The 17538-nt window shown below is 60.6% G+C and carries 18 protein-coding genes; 7 read left to right on the forward strand and 11 right to left on the reverse strand.

Features of this window, described 5'->3' with window-relative positions:
• Positions 1–73: 73 nt before the first annotated feature.
• The 3 genes from QRN31_RS10710 (at position 74) to QRN31_RS10720 (ending at position 3187) form a co-directional block, all read left to right on the forward strand.
• Positions 74–544 (forward strand): prepilin peptidase, encoded by a 471-nt coding sequence (locus tag QRN31_RS10710; protein ID WP_285431913.1) that lies wholly within the window; start codon positions 74–76, stop codon positions 542–544.
• Between the two features lie 128 nt (positions 545–672).
• The gene (locus tag QRN31_RS10715; protein WP_285431914.1) at positions 673–1449 is read left to right on the forward strand and encodes a response regulator transcription factor; all 777 of its coding nucleotides are present in this window, start codon (positions 673–675) and stop codon (positions 1447–1449) included.
• Between the two features lie 1366 nt (positions 1450–2815).
• Positions 2816–3187, forward strand: a complete 372-nt coding sequence (locus QRN31_RS10720) for a DUF6124 family protein (protein WP_285431916.1) — start codon at positions 2816–2818, stop codon at positions 3185–3187.
• 102 nt (positions 3188–3289) lie between these two features.
• On the opposite strand, the gene QRN31_RS10725 is transcribed toward QRN31_RS10720, so the two are convergent.
• From QRN31_RS10725 to cpaB, 8 genes are read right to left on the reverse strand one after another with little or no spacing between them, the layout of a single operon-like run.
• Positions 3290–3559: a DUF3613 domain-containing protein gene (locus tag QRN31_RS10725; protein ID WP_285431917.1), complete on the reverse strand. Its 270-nt coding sequence runs from the start codon at positions 3557–3559 to the stop codon at positions 3290–3292.
• Between the two features lie 13 nt (positions 3560–3572).
• Positions 3573–4286 carry a tetratricopeptide repeat protein gene (locus QRN31_RS10730; RefSeq protein WP_285431919.1) on the reverse strand — a complete coding sequence of 238 codons (714 nt, stop codon included), beginning with the start codon at positions 4284–4286 and terminating at the stop codon, positions 3573–3575.
• A 10-nt stretch (positions 4287–4296) separates the two neighbouring features.
• Positions 4297–5187, reverse strand: a complete 891-nt coding sequence (locus QRN31_RS10735; protein WP_285431920.1) for a type II secretion system F family protein — start codon at positions 5185–5187, stop codon at positions 4297–4299.
• The gene (locus QRN31_RS10740) at positions 5184–6068 is read right to left on the reverse strand and encodes a type II secretion system F family protein (protein WP_285431922.1); all 885 of its coding nucleotides are present in this window, start codon (positions 6066–6068) and stop codon (positions 5184–5186) included. Before QRN31_RS10740 ends, QRN31_RS10735 begins: the two co-directional genes overlap by 4 nt.
• Positions 6069–6078: 10 nt before the next feature.
• A complete protein-coding gene (locus QRN31_RS10745; RefSeq protein WP_285431924.1) occupies positions 6079–7359 on the reverse strand; it encodes a TadA family conjugal transfer-associated ATPase in 1281 nt (426 codons plus the stop codon).
• Positions 7356–8546, reverse strand: coding sequence for a CpaE/TadZ family protein (locus QRN31_RS10750; protein WP_285431926.1), 1191 nt, complete (start codon positions 8544–8546; stop codon positions 7356–7358). Before QRN31_RS10750 ends, QRN31_RS10745 begins: the two co-directional genes overlap by 4 nt.
• Complete coding sequence (locus QRN31_RS10755) at positions 8543–9811, reverse strand: type II and III secretion system protein family protein (protein ID WP_285431927.1); 1269 nt, start codon at positions 9809–9811, stop codon at positions 8543–8545. The genes QRN31_RS10750 and QRN31_RS10755 overlap by 4 nt, the downstream gene beginning before the upstream one ends.
• A 21-nt stretch (positions 9812–9832) precedes the next feature.
• Positions 9833–10780 (reverse strand): Flp pilus assembly protein CpaB, encoded by a 948-nt coding sequence (cpaB, locus tag QRN31_RS10760; protein ID WP_285431929.1) that lies wholly within the window; start codon positions 10778–10780, stop codon positions 9833–9835.
• Between the two features lie 327 nt (positions 10781–11107).
• Between cpaB and QRN31_RS10765 the strand changes: the two genes are divergently transcribed.
• The gene (locus QRN31_RS10765; protein ID WP_090175965.1) at positions 11108–11320 is read left to right on the forward strand and encodes a Flp family type IVb pilin; all 213 of its coding nucleotides are present in this window, start codon (positions 11108–11110) and stop codon (positions 11318–11320) included.
• A gap of 68 nt (positions 11321–11388) precedes the next feature.
• Entirely contained in the window at positions 11389–11802 is a 414-nt protein-coding gene (locus QRN31_RS10770; RefSeq protein ID WP_285431930.1) for a response regulator, read from the forward strand.
• Between the two features lie 92 nt (positions 11803–11894).
• On the opposite strand, the gene QRN31_RS10775 is transcribed toward QRN31_RS10770, so the two are convergent.
• Positions 11895–12749 (reverse strand): MaoC family dehydratase, encoded by an 855-nt coding sequence (locus QRN31_RS10775; RefSeq protein ID WP_285431931.1) that lies wholly within the window; start codon positions 12747–12749, stop codon positions 11895–11897.
• A 2-nt stretch (positions 12750–12751) separates the two neighbouring features.
• Positions 12752–14104, reverse strand: coding sequence for a 3-oxoacyl-ACP reductase (locus QRN31_RS10780; protein WP_285431932.1), 1353 nt, complete (start codon positions 14102–14104; stop codon positions 12752–12754).
• A gap of 262 nt (positions 14105–14366) precedes the next feature.
• Between QRN31_RS10780 and QRN31_RS10785 the strand changes: the two genes are divergently transcribed.
• Positions 14367–15644 carry an acetyl-CoA C-acetyltransferase gene (locus tag QRN31_RS10785; RefSeq protein WP_285431933.1) on the forward strand — a complete coding sequence of 426 codons (1278 nt, stop codon included), beginning with the start codon at positions 14367–14369 and terminating at the stop codon, positions 15642–15644.
• On the opposite strand, the gene QRN31_RS10790 is transcribed toward QRN31_RS10785, so the two are convergent.
• On the reverse strand, positions 15631–16659 hold the full coding sequence (locus QRN31_RS10790) for a bile acid:sodium symporter family protein (RefSeq protein WP_285431934.1): 1029 nt from the start codon (positions 16657–16659) through the stop codon (positions 15631–15633). The two genes, QRN31_RS10785 and QRN31_RS10790, sit on opposite strands and share 14 nt — an antisense overlap.
• Positions 16660–16743: 84 nt before the next feature.
• On the opposite strand from QRN31_RS10790, the gene QRN31_RS10795 reads away from it, so the two are divergent.
• Positions 16744–17535, forward strand: a complete 792-nt coding sequence (locus QRN31_RS10795) for an AraC family transcriptional regulator (RefSeq protein ID WP_285431935.1) — start codon at positions 16744–16746, stop codon at positions 17533–17535.
• The last annotated feature ends 3 nt before the right edge of the window (positions 17536–17538 follow it).

Here is a 17538-nt window from a genome sequence, read left to right on the forward strand (position 1 = left end):
GCGCGTCTACCCTGACTGTCACTGCGTAATATCAGCATAGAATCATTCAGCCATAACGGATGTTTTTTACCGAATGCAGAGCCTTGTCCTACTGACCTGGCTGGCGTTATGCGCCGCCCAGGATGCTCGAGAAAAACACATTGCCAATGGCCTGACCCTGGGGGGCGGCTTACTGGCACTCGCCTATCTGCTTTGGACTGACACCACTTGGCTGGGCGCCGAGGCGGCGCAGGGTGGCTGGGCTTTTTTGCTGGCGCTGGCCTTCACCTTGCCCGGCTATGCGTTGCGACGCCTGGGGGCCGGCGATGTGAAATTAATGACAGCCTTGGGTTTGGCGACAGACGGTAGGGTGCTGCTGGGCGTGTTCATCGGTGCCGGATTGGCCAGCGTCCTTTGGCTGCTGCTCGCGCCAAAAGTCTGGCTTCATATGAGTCAAAGGGTTAGGGATATTCTTCGATATCTAGGGCCAGAATCGTCAAAAAAGCCGCCGTTTGCTCCGTTTGTGCTGGTCGGATTTTTGTTCGCGCTCGCCTGGATTCACTAGTCGCCAGGCGCCGGTACGTCTATGTACAGAGTTGGAAAGTGCGTCTACTTTCAAATCAGTTGTTGTACAGCCTGTTGATGCAAGTACAGGAACGGTCAGCCTTGACCTGACCCCGCAAGGAGTTGCTCGTGAACAAGTTTACATCGGCTGTAAAAATCCTCGTGGTGGACGATCAACCGCTGATTGTCGAAGAGCTCTGTGAGTTTCTTCAAGAGAATGGCTATCGTTGTGTTCCTTGCGAGTCCGGCAGGCAAGCCATCGAGCAGTTTCAGGATGATCTGGAGATTGGTCTGGTGCTCTTTGATTTGCATATGCCTGACAAGAACGGGCTTGAGTTGGTTCAGGCGTTGCAGGTGTTGGCGGGTAAGCATCGTGCGTTCGAAGCGATCATGCTCACGGGGCGTGCGGACAAGCAGGATGTGATCAAGGCGTTGCGCGCTGGCGTGTCTGATTATTATCAGAAGCCGATTGATCTGGATGAGTTGCTCGAAGGTGTTCAGCGTCAGGAGGTGGCGTTGCAGGAGCGGCAGAAGAGTGTGCAGCTGGGGCATTTGAATCAGAAGCTGCAGTATCTGTCGGAGTCTATCGATGATCTGTATCAGGATCTGGATAGGGTTCGCCGGGGTCCGCAGCCGTCGGATTTTTCTGATGGCGATGTCGGGGATCGGGTGCGGCTTCCGGCGGCTTTCCATCAGTTGTCGCCACGGCAGTTGGAGGTGGCGCAGTTGGTGGGTAAGGGGCAGACCAATTATCAGATTGCTTGTGAGTTGGGGATTACGGAGAACACGGTGAAGTTGTATGTGTCGCAGGTTTTGCGGTTGACGCATATGCATAATCGGACGCAGTTGGCTTTGGCGCTTTCGCCTGGTGGGGCTGGGGGGCTTCGGCGGGTTACTGCTTACTGAGGTTTTTGCTGGTTTTTGATGGGGGGTATATCCGTTGCTGCGGTAATGGCGGCTGGCGGTTTCGCCCTTACGGCGAGGCACTTTTTTCAAACGCCAAAAAAGTACCCAAAAAGGCTTGCCCCGGCGTTCGGCCCCTCGCTTAGGCTCGGTGTTCCTTCGCTCCGGCATTCATCTGGGGGCATCGCCTCCGGTCTGCTTCGCGACGACCTCCTCTCGATGTGTTCGACTTCGTCGAACGGCGCTACGCGCCTGCCCCCCAGATGAATGCCGGAGCGAAGCCTGCCGAAGGGGCGGGCAGATCAAAAGCCAGATCAAGATCAAGAGCTGCAGGCGAGCTACCGCTCGGCCTGTTGAGTGGTGAAGAGCGGGCGGTAGACATCGGTCCATTGTGGGAGCTGGCCTGTCGGGTCGCCGCATCGCAGCGATGGCGGCCTGCCAGCCGACCAATCTCTTCCTGCTACCCCATGATCGTTCCCTACGCTCCGCGTGGGAATGCAGCCAGGGACGCTCCGCGTTCCATTTTTGTGCTGAGCGATGTGTAAGAAACACAGCCCTTTCCCACGCATTTTTAAGGTTGCCGGGTAGGAAGCCGTGTATCTAACCTCTCGCTGTCGCCATTGTCTGTTCACGCATAATCGCTGCCGGTCAATGCATTATGGCGGCTGTGTGCGGGCGGACTTCGGTCCTGCCGGGTGTCCATACCGGTCTTCTCACCTCGCACATAGCTGCCACCTCTTCGCCGTGCGAGAAGCGGCAAGTGGAGACAGCCGACCATTTTCTTCAAGTTGTACACTCATACCGTGTAGGAGTGGGCTTGCTCCGGGCGGCGTTCCGACGATGGCGACCTGCCGGCCAACCAATCTCATGCAGATGTACACAATTCAACTGTGGGAGCTGGCCTGCCAGCGATGGCGGTCTGTCATTCACCATCAACGTTGGATGACAGACCTCCATCGACGGAACGCCGTCCAGAGCAGGCTCGCCCCCATAGCGACTGTGTGCTGATTCGATGGCGTTGTTTAATGGTGTTTAGCATTCCTTCCTGAGACCTACAGATTCTTGCGCCGTTGCCTACGGCTGCGCCAGAATCCGCCGGCTTGTGTGCTTTGACCCTGGTCTCTATCGTTTCCGCATCGCTGCTAATCAGCGGTCGGACTTCGCGGTCCATTCAACTGAGGCATAATCACTCGCCCGATTTACAGCACTTTCCGGTGTCTGTCATTTCGTGTCATGGCGTCTGTGCGCGGGATACCTTCGGGTATGCCGAGTTGCCTCAGAATCGGTCCGCGAACCCGCGTACAGTCGCCACCCCATTTTGCATCGCGGCAATTTGGACGTGGCTCCAGTTAACTTCTGAGGTGTCACCATGTTCAAAGCAACCCCCAATCCCCCGCAAGCCGACGACGTTTCCCCCTACGATCCCCTCGATCCGAAAAAACTCAACGAAGCCGCCGACCGCGCGCTCGATCACTACCTCAATCCGTCTGTGCTGAAAGCGCCTGTCATCCGTAAGCCCAGCACGATGTTCGTTGTCGCCGCCGATATCGATAACGAAAGCCTATTGGCTCACGCTTGCGAATCCCTGGCGTCGGCGAGTGTTCTGGCGAGTGATTTTGCGACGAATCTGGAGGGGCCGCAGCGGCATACGGCGCTGGCGATCCAGCAGATCATCATGCTGGCCGAGTTGGCGGTGAATCGCGCGCTGGATAATGTGGATGTCCCGCTAGCCACGGTGTAACTGTCAGGCGACGTTTTCGTTCTTCGCGAGCAGGGCCGCGCAATACCTGTGGGAGCGGCCTTGCCCGCGAAGGCGATGGATCAGGCGAATCACCTCCGAAGGTTATCCCCCAGACCCGCTGGACACCGTACCTCCTTCATTCTGGTCAAAAAATTTCGGGATCTCATGCTCATAGCTTTTCAGCCACCGCTGCATGCTCAGCTCGCGTTCGGTCGCGGTTGAGGTTTGTGGTTTCTGCGAGGCGGCCTTGTTGCTGCTTTGCAGTTGCAGCCAGCCTTCGGTTTCCTGTTGTTGCGCCGAGGAGGGGCCGTCGAGGGCGTGGGTGGTGAGGGGCAAGGTCAACAGGGCGAGGTAAACGAAGATCGGTTTCATCGCAATGTTCTCTCTATTGAAGGGGCGCAACCGTCACGGCGGCGACTTGGTTCGTGGCGATCGGGCCTGTCTTGTCCGGGGCCTTGAGTTTTTGCGCGCGCTCTTGGGCTTCGGTGACTTGGGCGGGGCTCAGGCCGAGGCGACTGACCAGTTCGGCGGCGCGGCTCCAGTCGTCCTGGTAGATCAACAGCGTCACCAGATTCAACGCCGCCAGTTGATCGCTCTGTTTGAGTTCCATGGCCGTCAGGAACTCGAAGCGTGCATCTTCGATGCGCCGTTGATTGAGGTAGACCACGCCGAGGTCGTTGCGGATTTTTTCATCGGTGGGCGCCAACTGGGCGGCGCGTTGCAAGTGGGTTTGGGCCTGAGCGTTATCGCCCTTGGCGGCGGCGAGTTGGCCCAGACCTTGTTCGGCTTCGGCGGCCAGGCAGGTGCCGACCAGGCTGCGGTACAACGGCTCGGCTTCACTGCGGCCCAGCAGGCGGTAAACCTTGGCCTTGCGCAGGCGCACGTCGGCCAGGTTGTCGGGCAGACGTTGCAGATTGGCCAGGCTGGCGTGCAGTTTTCCGTCCTTGGCCATGTCGTCGGCGAGGTTCATCGACAGTTGTTCATCAGCGCCCAATTTTCCGCAACTGGCGGTGTGGGTCAGTGCGCTCCAGGGTGCCTGACTATTCGTTGCGCAACCGCCCAGTAACAGCAGGCTCAAACCGGCAATCATTGCTTTCATCATCATCCCTCTATGAACCAATGGCCCGCGCCAGGGCGGTGAACCCGGGGCCGGCCAGCACGATCAACAACGCCGGGAAGAGAAACAGCATCATCACGACGGACATTTTGGCGGACATCTTGGAGATGTATTCCTGCAAGCGCGTAAGGCGCCGGTCATCGAACAATTGCTTGAGCGCCAGCAGGGATTTCATCGCCCCGCCTCCCTGATGAATCAACTGCTGCAGGATCACGCAGGTGTCGGTGAATTCATCGACCGCCAGCAGGTGACTGGCCCTGTTCAGCGCTTCGCCCAGCTCCAGGCCGGAGTCGACACGGGCCAGCACCAAGCGCAGTTCCTGGGTCAGTGTGGGCAGAAGGTTTTTGCCTTCAAGGCTCATGACGCGCAGTGACTGCTCCACCGCCATGCCCGACTCGAACAGGATGCGCAGCAGTGGAATGAAGGTGGAGATCTCGGTGGCCAGTTGTCTTTGTCGACGTTGTGCCGCTGCGACGAGCAAGCGTTTGGGCATCAAGTAGCCGATGGCGGTGGCAAACAGCGGGGCGATCCAGTGGTTCTCCACGTTGGGGTAGAAAACACTCTGGATCAGCAAGCTGACGGACAGCGCCAGCACCGGGACGCCGACCTGGCACGCGGCAAACAGCGAGCGCCGTCGGGCGCTGCGCCAGCCCAGACGGTTGAGCAGGGTCTGGGTCTCGTTGTCCAGATTGACCGCGCGCTGACCGATAGGGCTGTTGCCAAGCGCCTGCAGCCAGAGACCCACGCGGTGTTTTTCGGCTCGCTTGCCGTCCAGTCGCTGGGCCACCTGGCGCGTGCGCCGGCGTTGTTGCAGCAGGGCGCTGAGCAGCAAAAGAGTGGCTCCCAGAAACAGCAGCGCACTGATCAGCAGGGCGATTTTCATACGCTGCGCAACATACGCCAGAGCGCCAGGCTGCCCACGGCCTGCAAGCCGAACGCGGTGGCGAGCATGATTTGTCCCGAGCTGTCGTGCCACATGGCGAGCAAGTAGGCGGGGTTGGCGGCCAGAAAATAGCCGGCCAGGCCCACTGGCAAGCTACCCAACACCCAGGCGGTCACCCGGGTTTCTCCGGTCATGGCGCTCAGTTGTCGCGCGATCTGCTCGCGCTCGCGGATCATTTTGATCAGGTTCTCCAGCAGTTCGCTGGCGCTGCCGCCGTAGCGGTGATTGACCTTCAGCCCCAAGGCAAACAGGCGCAGTTCGTCTTTCTCATACAGCTCTGCAAAGTCGGTGGCCGCGTCCGGCAGGCTGACGCCCAACTGCACGTTGCGCTGCACGCGGCCCATGGCATTTTTCAACGGGTCCTGGGCGGCATCGATGGCGCCCAGCACGGCATCGGCGAGGGTGCGTCCGGACTTCAGGCTGCGCACGGTGTGATCGAGCATTGGTGGCAGTTGCTCGATCATGCGCTTGAGGCGTCGTTGATAGCGCCAGCTGATGTACAGCCGCAGGACCAGAGGCGGCACCAGCAGTGACACCCCGGCACCGATCCAGCCGGCGCTGGCGAAACCGATCAGAATGACCAAGGCCCAGAGCAGCAGCCAAGTCCCCAGGCGTTCGGTCGGGCGTCCGAGACCGGCGCGCAGAAAAGCCCTTTCCAGGCCGGCCCAGGACGATTTTTCGACGGCCAGTTCCGGCTGCCCCTGAGTCAGGCGTTGCAGAACGCGTTCGGTCCCGGTCTGGCGTAGTCCGCTGAGCAGCAAACGGATCGACAGGCCGAACATCACCAGGCAAACGAGGATAAGCAGCACCGGTTTGAGCATGCCGTGGCCCTTAATAGGGTGAGAGGGGGAGCGCCGACTCGCGACGCAGTTTGTCTCCGGCAGGGTTGACTGCCTCACGCAGAAAACCGTAGCCGGTGCGCCGGTCCAGCCTGAACAACGTGTTGGTCACATAGACGTCATCGCGCACGCCTACCACTTCAACCACTTCGCTGACGCAACGCCGGCCATCAGGCATGCGCGTCAACTGGATCACCACGTCCAGCGCCGCGCAGATCATTTGCCGCAGGGTTTTTTCGGCAATCGTGCGACCGGTCAGGCCGACCAGGGTTTCCAGCCTCAGCAGTGCATCCTGGGCATTGTTGGCGTGTACGGTGCTCATCGAACCGTCGTGACCGGTGTTCATCGCCGTGAGCACGTCGACCACTTCGACACCGCGGATTTCACCCAGGATGATCCGGTCCGGGCGCATCCGCAGGGCGTTTCGGATCAAGTCGCTGGACTTCACTTCGCCGTGGCCTTCGGCATTCGGCGGGCGAGTTTCAAGGCGCACGACATGCGGGTGGCCCAGCTGCAATTCGGCGACGTCCTCGATGGTGACCAGTCGTTCGTGCGGGTTGATCAACTGGCTGAGAATATTCAACAACGTGGTTTTGCCGGTGCCGGTGCCGCCACTGATCAGGATGTTGCAGCGCTTGCCCACGGCTTCCTGGATGAAATCGAAGATCGCCTGATCGATGGTTTGCATCGCCATCAAGTCGGTGCTTTTAAGCATGTCCTTGCGAAATTTCCGGATCGACAAACAGGGGCCGTCGAGGGCGATGGGCGGAATGATTGCATTGACCCGGCTGCCATCGGGCAGGCGTGCATCGACCATCGGCGACGACTCATCAAGCCGCCGGCCCAACGGCGCGAGGATTCGTTGCATGACCCGTTCGACGTGGTGTGCGTCGATGAAACGCAAGTCGCTCTGATACAACACGCCCTCGCGTTCGAGGAACACCCGGTGCGGGCCGTTGACCAGAATCTCGGTCACTGACGGGTCGCGCAGCAGCACTTCCAGCGGGCCGAAACCGGTGAGTTCATCGACCAGTTCTTCGGCCAGTCGCTCCATTTCATAGCGGGTAATCGCCAGGTGCAGGCGCGCAATGTACTCGGCCACTTTGTCGATGACGAACTGCGACAGTACCTGCCGCGAACCCTCCAGCAGGTTTTTTCCGGACTCTTCAATGGCGTCGATGATGTAGCGGTGCAGGACCTGTTTGAGGCCTTCGTGGTCGGTGTTGCCGGTCGGCGTGCGCTGAGTGGCGCCGAACAATTTTTCACCGTTCATTGCGCGCCCCTTAGGCGGTTGAACCAGCCGGTCTTGGGTTTGGACAGGCTTTCGGAGCGTTTGGCCAAGCGTTCGCCGAGGGCACGCAGGCTTTGGGTCAAGGCTTCGCGCGGGGCCAGTTCGAACAGGCTCACGCCCTGGTTTTTTGCGTTGAGCCGCACTTCCGGGCTACAGGCGAGGATGGCGATGACCTCCATGCCGAAGCTTTTGCCGAGGGTGTCGGCGTCCGGTGCGACGTTGCGCAAATAGCGGTCGATCAGCAGCCGGGCGTGGTCCAGCTTCATGCCTTTTTCGCGCCACAGGTTGAGCATCGCAAGATTGCGGCGACAGTCGAGGACGTTCTGATCGGTGTACCAGAGCAGCTTGTCGCAATGGCTGACAAAGGTGCGCAGCGCTTCGCAGTCGGGTTGCCCGGTGAGGTTGACCACGATGTGCTGGAAGTGTTGGCGCAAGGCGCTCAGCAGCATGTACAGCTCGGCGGCACTGGTAAGCTCCAGCGGTTCATCGTGACCGGCGTAGGCAAGGATGCGCAGGCCGTCGCCGTCGCTGGTGAAGGCACTGTCGATCAGGGTCGAGTCCAGGCGTCGTACGTGCCGCAGCGCATCGCCGAAATGATACGAACTCTCCAGCCCGAGCAGCGCCAGGCTGTCGCCCCGGGGCAAGCCTAAGTCCAGCAGCAAGGTTTGCTGGCCACTCTTTTGCACCACGTGCGCCATGTGGTTGGCGAGCAGCGCACCGTCGGCATTGCTTTGCACGCCATACAGCACGGTCAGTCCACCCAGATGATTACTCGGCGCCACCGGCGGCAGGCGTTTGCCGAGGCGTCGCACCAACCCGGCGACTTCACTGGAGCGTGAGCCATAGGCGACGAAGTCCCGGGCCCCGGCGCGCATGGCGTTGAGCACGAGCTGGTTGTCCATGCCGTCGCCCAGCGCAACGATGGCCAGCATCGGCTTGGCTTCCAGCGCGCCTTCGATCAAGGTGCTCTGCGCCACCACGTGCTCGCGATCCAGGCCGACGAACACCAGGCTGGCGAACGTCACATCGACCAGCGCCAGCAACTCGTCGAGGCTGCCACCGCCGGCGCTGACGACCTGACCCAAGGGCGCGAGGGCGCCTTGCAGCCATTCAAGGTCGGTGCTGTTACGCGTGATCGCGAGGAAGGTTTGACTCAGGTTCTGGCTCATTGCGATAACCCGCTGCGTTTATCGAAGTTGCCGTTTTCCAGGAAGTACATGCGGTAAAACCCGGGGTCGTAGTTGCGCAGTTGTTCACCGGGCAGCGACGGCAATTGCGCGTTGGCGGCCAGCGGTTGAACCAGGTGGGGGGTGACGATCATCAGCAGCTCGCGCTCTTCACGCTTGATCGAGGAGCTGCGAAAAAACGCGCCAATCACCGGGATGTCGCCCAGCCCCGGAAACTTGTCGACCTGCGAGGCGTTTTGCGTACTGATCAGCCCGCTGATGACGAAGCTCTCGCCATCGGCCAGAGAGATGCTGGTGTCGGTGCGGCGAATGGTGAATGCCGGGACGGTAGTGCCACCGATCGTCACGCCGTTGTTGTAGTCGAGTTCGCTGACTTCCGGCGCCACTTTCAAGGCGATGCGGTCGGTGCTGACGACGGTCGGGGTGAGTGTCAGCCGGATCCCGAATTCCTTGTACTCAATGGAGTAGCTGTTGCTGTTGGCGCTGGGGACCGGAATCGGAATTTCGCCACCGGCCAGGAAGCTCGCACTCTGCCCGCTGATCGCCACCAGGCTCGGCCGTGCCAGTGTGTAGGCGAAGCCGCTGCCTTCCATGGCGTTGATGATCGCGAGGAAATTGCCGCCCCCGGCGACGATGTTGAACATGTCATTGGCCAGCGGGATGCTGGGCACGGCAATGCGCGGGTCGATGTTGCGCAATGGCAATACGCGCGGGGTCACGGCGGTGTTGGGCACGGTGCCGGGGGAGCCAAACAGGAAGTTCGAACTTTTACCGAAGATCGACGTGCTGGCTTCTTTGAGTTTGGTCCGGCTGACCTCCACGAATCGGATGTCGGTTTGTACTTGCGAGGGCAGCAAGGGATCTTCCGAGGGCATGGACGACGTGCGGGTCATCGCCGCCGTGGCCCGTCCCTGGACAAACACCATGCTTTGGCGCGGAGCGCTGGCGCAGGCCGTCCAGACCATCAGGCTGGTGGCGCCGGGCGCCATGCCGGTGACCAGGAAGGCCTGGTTGCCGTTGACTCGCACGTCGGCGATTTTCGGATCACCGACCGCCAGGCGTGTGATCGCTACGGGCGATTGCAGCTCCTGTTGCAGCCCTTCACCGACTTCCAGCGTCGCAGGCAACGAGCCCAGCGCGGCGCAATTGCCGGTGGCGGCGAAGGTCATGCTCAACGGCAGTCCGCTTATCAAGGAGACCCAAAGCAGGCCTTGGAACACGGACATGGGCATGGAACGACTGTGCATTGAGATGCATCCTTGCTCGACTCAGGGGGTTTGTTGGGTCACTTCATTACCGCGTATGACTTCCACCCGCGCTTGGCGAGGTGCGGCGCCGCCACCGAAGGTGAGTGGTTTGGGAGGGCTGACGAGGGCCAGCTGATTGAATTGCACGAGGTCTCGATTGGCATTGGCGAGGTTGGCCGGTGAACTGTTTGCGCCCGCCCAATACTGCGCCAGGCGTTTCTCTTCGGCGCTGCGCACGGCGAGGCGCAACACGCCGGCCTGGGCCGCGAGCATCAGGCGACTGAGCAGCGGTTCGGGGACGGCGAGCAACACCGAGCGGGCGCTGGCACGCAGCTGGTCTTGCTTGAGTTGCTCTTCGGTGCTGCGCGGCGGGTTGGCAGGTCGACCATCGTTGGTCAGTCCCAGTTGTTCGCCGACTCCGAGGACGCGCAAGGCCGGGACCACGACTTGAGCCGACTGCTGGGGGTTGTTGGCGTCTGCGCGCAAAAACAGCAGGACGTCGACGTAGTCGCCCGGGCTGAGTTGACCACCGGCATTGATCACTTCATCTACCGCGACGGCAAGGGCGCGCTCATCGGGGCGAATCATTCGCGCCAGTGCGCTGCCGGCTTCGAAGCTTTCAGCGTTGAGCCAAGTGCCTGCCGCCAGTGCGCGCCACGGCGTGCGGCCAATCGCTTGATCCAGTCGAGTCAAACTGCCGACCGGGGCCGTGCGCAGTTTTTCCAGGGTCACATCGGCGGCCGTGATCTGAACGAACGGCGCCACATCGTGCAGCAAGACCACAACCGGTTGGCGGGTGGGATCGTCTGCGGGCTCCGGTGCGGGCGCGGTTGGCGTGGCAGTGACAACGCCAGGTTGCACGACGGGATCGGGAGAGGGTTGTCGGCTCAGCGTGAGTCCCCAGTAACCGGCAATCAGCGCGCCCACCAGAAACAATCCGGCCAGGCCCATGGTGATTCGGCTGTTCATGACGGCTTCCCCTTCCCTGGTGCTTGATGACCCGTGCCGTTCGACGAGAAATTTTTTGCATTCAGGCTCTAAAAAAATTGAACTATTTCGCTATTGGACGGTAGCGCAGGTAGAGCAAAACGCCATTAGCGCCCAAAAAATATCTAACAAAAGGAAAGGGTTGACGCGCCCGGTGCTGTTTTCCGACGTCCACGGCCTGCGCTTACTACTAAAGTGTTAATGCGTTCTTACAGTTGTTGGTACGAACAATGGCGACAATGCTGATGCTGGCACAGGGGAATCATGTTGCGACGGTGCAACACCCGCTGCTCTCAAGGAGAAATCGTTATGTCCTTCACGAACATTGTTCAGAAGATCAAGTCCGAAGCTGCCTTCTACTTCAACCTGGCGAAAGACACCGAAGGGGCTTCGGGTATCGAATACGCCATTATCGCGGGCATGGCCGCCGTGGCCCTGGCGGCTTTCATGACACCGATTTCGGGTGCGATTACGCTGATTTTCACCGGTATCAAAAATGTGTTGGTGCCGGCGACGCCATGAACGTTACAGCTTGCCAGCGTGCCTGAGTGGTACTGACGTCAGCGCTTGGTCCATTACAGGAGTTACCCATGAACGCGCACGCGCTGCCACGTCAACAGCTGCTTCTGGTCGATGATGAAGAGGACGCATTGCTGGAATTGGCGGAATTGCTGGAGGGGGAGGGCTTCAATTGTTTCACCGCAACGTCGGTCAAGATCGCCCTGCAGCATTTGACCCGCCATCCTGATATTGCCTTGGTGATCACTGATCTGCGCATGCCGGAGGAAAGCGGCATGTCGCTGATCAGGCGCTTGCGCGAACACACCTCACGGCAACATTTGCCGGTGATCGTCACGTCCGGGCATGCGGACATGGAGGATGTCAGCGATATGTTGCGCCTGCAGGTGCTTGACCTGTTTCGCAAGCCGATTTACCACGTGCGGTTGCTGGAAACGCTGAATAACCTTTTTCCGCAGCCTGAGATGCGACGCCTCGTTCCTTGAGAAGGCGCTGAAAACCCAAAGGTGTATAGACACAATTGACCATGGCATGAGGGCTGAAAAACCGTTCCCTCGCGAGCGTGGGAACGGTCGACTCAAGCGATGGGCCGCCAATGCCCCGTCATGTGTTCAAGATCCCCCGCACCCACCAGCTGAAAATCGCCACTGGAGCCTGCCGCGCTGGACAGCAATGTCACTTCGCTGGGCAGCCGCACCGGTTTCTTGAACTGCACCTCGATCTCGACATTGGCGGTGGGCAGATGCTCACTCAACGCGGCCAATGTGCGCGCCTTGTTCCACAGCCCATGGGCGATGGCAGTCGGGAAGCCGAACAGTTTGGCGCTGGCGGCACTCAGGTGAATCGGGTTGTAGTCCCCGGACACTTTTGCGTACTGCCGACCGATGTCTGCCGGGGCTTTCCAGCGCGTCACTTCCATCATTTCCAGGGTCGGGGCCAGAACGTCCTCGACGGGTTCGCCCTCGAGTTTCACGCCCCTGCACAACATTCGGCTTTCAGCCTCCCAAAGGGTCCCCAACTGATCTTCGAGCGAGGTCACCAGGTCGAACGTGGCGCCCTTCGCGTGCGGTTGCAGGTTCTGCACCTGAACACTGGCTCGAACACGATGCACGCCACCCATTGGCCGTAAAACCCGGATGCGGTTGCTCAGGTGAATCAGCCCCAGCAACGGGAATGGAAACTCCTTGGCCGTGAGCAATTGCATCTGCAGTGCAAACGCCAGGATGTGCGGGTAGGTCGGCGGCAGCAAACCGTTGTCGGCAAACCCGCAAACCTTGCGATACGCCGCCAGGCGGTTGGGATCGACCTCGACCCAGCAGCGCAAACCGGTGTCGGGCAACGTCGTGCCGGTGATTTTTCGCCGTATCGCCGCCCGCACATACAGCGCAGGCAGGCTCGGTTCGCGATTGAGCGTGTGCCAATCAATGATCATGTCTACGCCCCCAGAACACTTTGTCCACAGACTCGCAACGCTTGCCCGGTGAAAGCGCCGGTGCCCGGTTGCGCGAGCCAGGCCACTGCTTCGGCAACGTCCTGTGGCAGGCCGCCCTGACCAAGCGAACTCATGCGTCGCCCGGCCTCGCGGATGCCGAATGGCAGGTGTGCGGTCATTTGCGTTTCAATGAAGCCGGGCGCAACGGCGTTGATGCTGATGCCGCGTTCGCTCATCAACGGTGCCCAGGCTTGAGCCAGCCCGATCAGGCCAGCCTTGCTTGCCGCGTAATTGGTTTGCCCGCGATTGCCGGCGATGCCGCTGATCGAGGCCAGCAAAATCACCCGACCGTTGTCATGCAAGGCGCCGCTGTCGAGCAACGCCTTGGTCAGCACTTGCGGTGCGTTGAGGTTGACCGCGAGCACTGCATCCCAGAATTCCGGGGTCATGTTGGCCAGGGTTTTATCGCGGGTGATGCCTGCGTTGTGGACCACCACGTCGATACCGTCGGGCAGTTGTTCGATCAATTGCGCGGCGGCGTCTTCGGCGCAAATGTCTAGGGTGATGCTGCGCCCGCCAAGGCGTGCGGCGAGCGCATCCAGATCGGCTTTGGCCGGTGGCACGTCGAGCAGGATCACTTCGGCACCGTCACGGGCCAGGGTCTCGGCGATGGAGGCGCCAATGCCTCGCGCGGCACCGGTGATCAGCGCCTTGCGCCCGGCCAGTGGGCGAGTCCAGTCCGTCACCTGTGTATCGCAGGCCTTCAACCGGATGACCTGGCCGGAGACGAACGCGCTTTTGGGCGAGAGGAAAAACCGCAGCGGCCCTTCCAGTTGATCCTCGGCCCCTTCGCCGACATAGATCAGCTGCAAGGTGCCGCCACTGCGCAACTCCTTGGCCAGCGAACGGCTGAAACCTTCCAGGGCGCGCTGTGCGCTGGCGGCGAACGGGTCGCTCAAGGTCTCTGGCGCACGCCCCAGAATCACCAGATGCGCACTGTTATCGAGGTTTTTCATCAGCGGTTGAAAGAACTCGCGCAGCCGTTTCAGCTGATCGGTGTGCAGCACATCACTGGCATCGAACACCACTGCCTTGATTTTCGGACCGTGGCCGGGAATCCACGCGGTCGCCAGGGACGGCTCGGCACCGTAGGCATAGATCGCATCGGTCAGGCGATTGGCGAAGGCGCTGACGTTGTCCGCCAACGGGCCGCCGCCGATCAACAGCGCTCCTTCGACAGGCCGCAGCCGGCCTGCTTGCCAGCGTTCCAGGCGTACCGGAGACGGCAGCCCCAAGGCCCCGACCAGACGATGGCCGATGGACGAATTGGCGAAGTCGATATAACGGTCAGACATGGAACGCACTCCGGCAGCTGGGGTTCAAAGTGTGGACCACGAATGGCAATCAGTCGTTCGATCCACGAGATTAGGCCTACGCTTGAACTCAGCAGATTAGTTGGAACACCGGATTTGTGGGAAATGAGATCACTGTGGGAGCGGGCTTGCCCGCGAAGAGGCCAACACATCCAGCATCTAAGTCGGCTGACACACCGCTATCGCGGGCAAGCCCGCTCCCACAGGTTCGGTGTTTACATAAGAATTTTTCAAGGAGCTTTTCATGACTCAGCTGCGCCGCGTCGCGATTATCGGCGGTAACCGTATCCCCTTCGCCCGCTCCAACGGGCCGTACGCCACCGCCAGCAATCAGGCGATGCTCACCGCCGCGCTCGAAGGCCTGATCGAACGCTACAACCTGCATGGCCTGCGCATCGGCGAAGTGGTGGCAGGTGCCGTGCTCAAACTGTCGCGAGACATGAACCTGACGCGCGAGTGCGTGCTCGGCTCACGGTTGTCCCCCAGCACGCCGGCCTATGACATCCAACAGGCGTGCGGCACAGGGCTTGAAGCGGCGTTGCTGGTGGCGAACAAGATTGCCCTGGGCCAGATCGATTGCGGGATTGCCGGTGGTGTCGACACCACTTCGGATGCGCCGATCAGCGTCAGTGAAGGTTTGCGCCGGGTGTTGCTTGAAGCCAACCGGGCCAAAACCACGGGCGACAAACTGAAAACCTTTCTGCAACTGCGTCCCCGGGATTTGATCCCTGAGTTCCCGCGCAACGGAGAACCGCGCACTGGTTTGTCCATGGGCCAGCACTGCGAATTGATGGCGCAGACCTGGAACATCCCACGCGAAGAACAGGATCAACTGGCGCTGGAAAGCCATCGCAATCTGGCCGCGTCCTACACCGAAGGCTGGCATAACGATCTGATGACGCCGTTCCTCGGCCTGACCCGCGACAACAATCTGCGCCCGGACCTGACCCTGGAAAAACTCGCCGCGCTGAAACCGGCCTTCGAGAAAAGCGCCAAGGGCACGCTGACGGCGGGCAACTCCACGCCACTCACCGACGGTGCATCGCTGGTGCTGCTGGGCAGCGAGGAATGGGCGAAGGAACGTGGCTTGCCGATCCTCGCTTACTTGCGCGATGGCGAGACGGCGGCGGTGGATTTCGTCAATGGCGCCGAAGGGCTGTTGATGGCGCCGGTGTACGCAGTGCCGCGTTTGTTGGCGCGCAATGGCCTGACGTTGCAGGACTTCGATTATTACGAAATCCACGAAGCCTTCGCCGCGCAGGTGCTCTGCACGTTGAAGGCCTGGGAAGATCCAGCGTTTTGCAAAACACGCCTCGGCCTCGATGCGCCGCTGGGCTCCATCGACCGCAGCCGACTCAACGTCAAAGGCAGTTCGCTGGCGGCGGGGCATCCGTTTGCCGCGACTGGCGGGCGCATTGTTGCCAACCTGGCGAAGCTGCTGGATGCGGCGGGTAAGGGCCGAGGCTTGATCTCGATCTGCGCCGCCGGTGGTCAAGGTGTGACGGCGATTATCGAGCGCTGACCAGTTGCGCGTTTTGCTGCGCGATGCGTTCACGGTTGAGGTTGGCGTAACGCTCGGCCATCACTGAGCAGACGATCAACTGCAACGGGTGATAGATCATGATCGGCAGCAGAATCAAGCCAAGGCCCGGGTTGGCACCGAAGATCAGCGCTGCCATCGGTGCACCGGCAGCCAGGGATTTCTTGCTGGCGCAGAACACCGCCGCGATCTCATCTGCCGGGCTGAATTTCAGCGCACGGGCGGTGCGGGTGGTCATCCACAGGATGATCGCCAGCAGGATCGCACTGCCGATCAGCGCCGTCAGAATCACTGTGTTGCCTTGCTTTTGCCACATCCCCGAAACCATCGAGTTGCAGAACGCCGCATACACCAGCAGCAGGATCACCAGTTTGTCGGCGACGTTGGTGTAGCGTTTGTGTCGCGCGAAAAACTTGGCGAACAGTGGCCGCACCAATTGGCCGAGTACCAGCGGCAACAGCAACATGGCGCAGAGATCGAGCAGGGTCGAGCCCAAATCGATGCCGCCGGCACCACTGCCGACCACGAAGCTCACCAGCAACGGCGTCAGGAAAATCCCCAGCACACTGGACAGGCTGGCGTTGAGAATCGCCGCCGGCACGTTGCCGCCTGCGCTGCCAGTCAGGGCCACGGACGAGGAAATGGTCGAGGGCAGGGCGCAGAGGTAGAGGAAGCCCAGCATCAGCAGTGATGGAAGGTGCGAGCCCAGCAGTGTGTCGCTCAGCAGCCAGATCAGTGGAAACACCGCAAAGGTGAAACATTGCACCATCACATGCAGCTTCCAGTTCTTCAGGCCGTGACGGATCTGCTCGCTGGACAGGTTGACGCCGTGAAGGAAGAACACCAGGAACACACCGATGTTGATCACGTATTCGGCGTGCATGCCGCCGCCCGTGGCGCCAAAGGTCGGGAAGAAATACGCCAGCAGCGTGGCGATCAGCATGCCGCACAAGAACCAGTCGGTGACCACGCGTTTGAGGTGTTTGAAGGCATGCATAGCAGTCACCGAATACATTTGTAAGAAATGGTGACTTAGCCTAACGTTGGCCCTGACTGCCGTCTTGCGACATAAGGCCAATCAATGCCGACTAACGGACAACTTTCCCTCGAACGGACCATTCCGACGCTCACCGCGCTGCCGCGTCCGCTGTTCGCGCGGGCGGAAAGCCTGAACGCCGGTTCCTGGACACCGCCTCATCGCCATGACTGGGTGCAGTTTTCCTACGCCATCAGTGGCGTTCTTGGCGTGCACACTGCCGAGGGCAGTTTCTTTGCGCCGCCGCAGTGGGGCATCTGGATTCCGGCGGACCTGGAACACCAGGTGGTGACTTCGATGCGTGCCGAGATGCGCAGCCTCTACGTGCGCCGCGAAGATTGTGAGTGGGCGGACGGGCGTTGCCGGGTGCTGGAAGTCACGCCGCTGGCGCGAGAGTTGATCAAGAGCTTTTGTGCGCTGCCAGTGGAATATCCCCAAGGCGATAGCCAAGAAGCGCGGCTGGTGAATGTGCTGCTGGATCAGTTGGCGAGTTTGCCGGAAGTGGGTTTTTCTCTGCCGTTGCCTCGGCACCCGCGACTGCTGGGCTTGTGCAACGAACTGATCGAAAGCCCGGAGCGCAACGTGACGTTGCAGGAATGGGCGGAACGCCTCGGCACTTCGGAAAAGACGCTGATGCGCTTGTTCCAGCGCGAGACCGGGTTGAGTTTTCGCGGGTGGCGCCAGCGGATGCGGCTGCTGTCGTCATTGAGTTTGCTGGAGGAGGGTGACAGCGTGACGAATGCGGCGCTGTCTTGCGGGTACGACTCGACGTCAGCGTTTATTGCGGCGTTCAAGAGTCTGTTCGGGTTTACTCCTGGGGAGCTCTTCAGACAGTAACAC

This window comes from Pseudomonas sp. fls2-241-R2A-110 (assembly GCF_030209165.1).
GTDB lineage: Bacteria > Pseudomonadota > Gammaproteobacteria > Pseudomonadales > Pseudomonadaceae > Aquipseudomonas.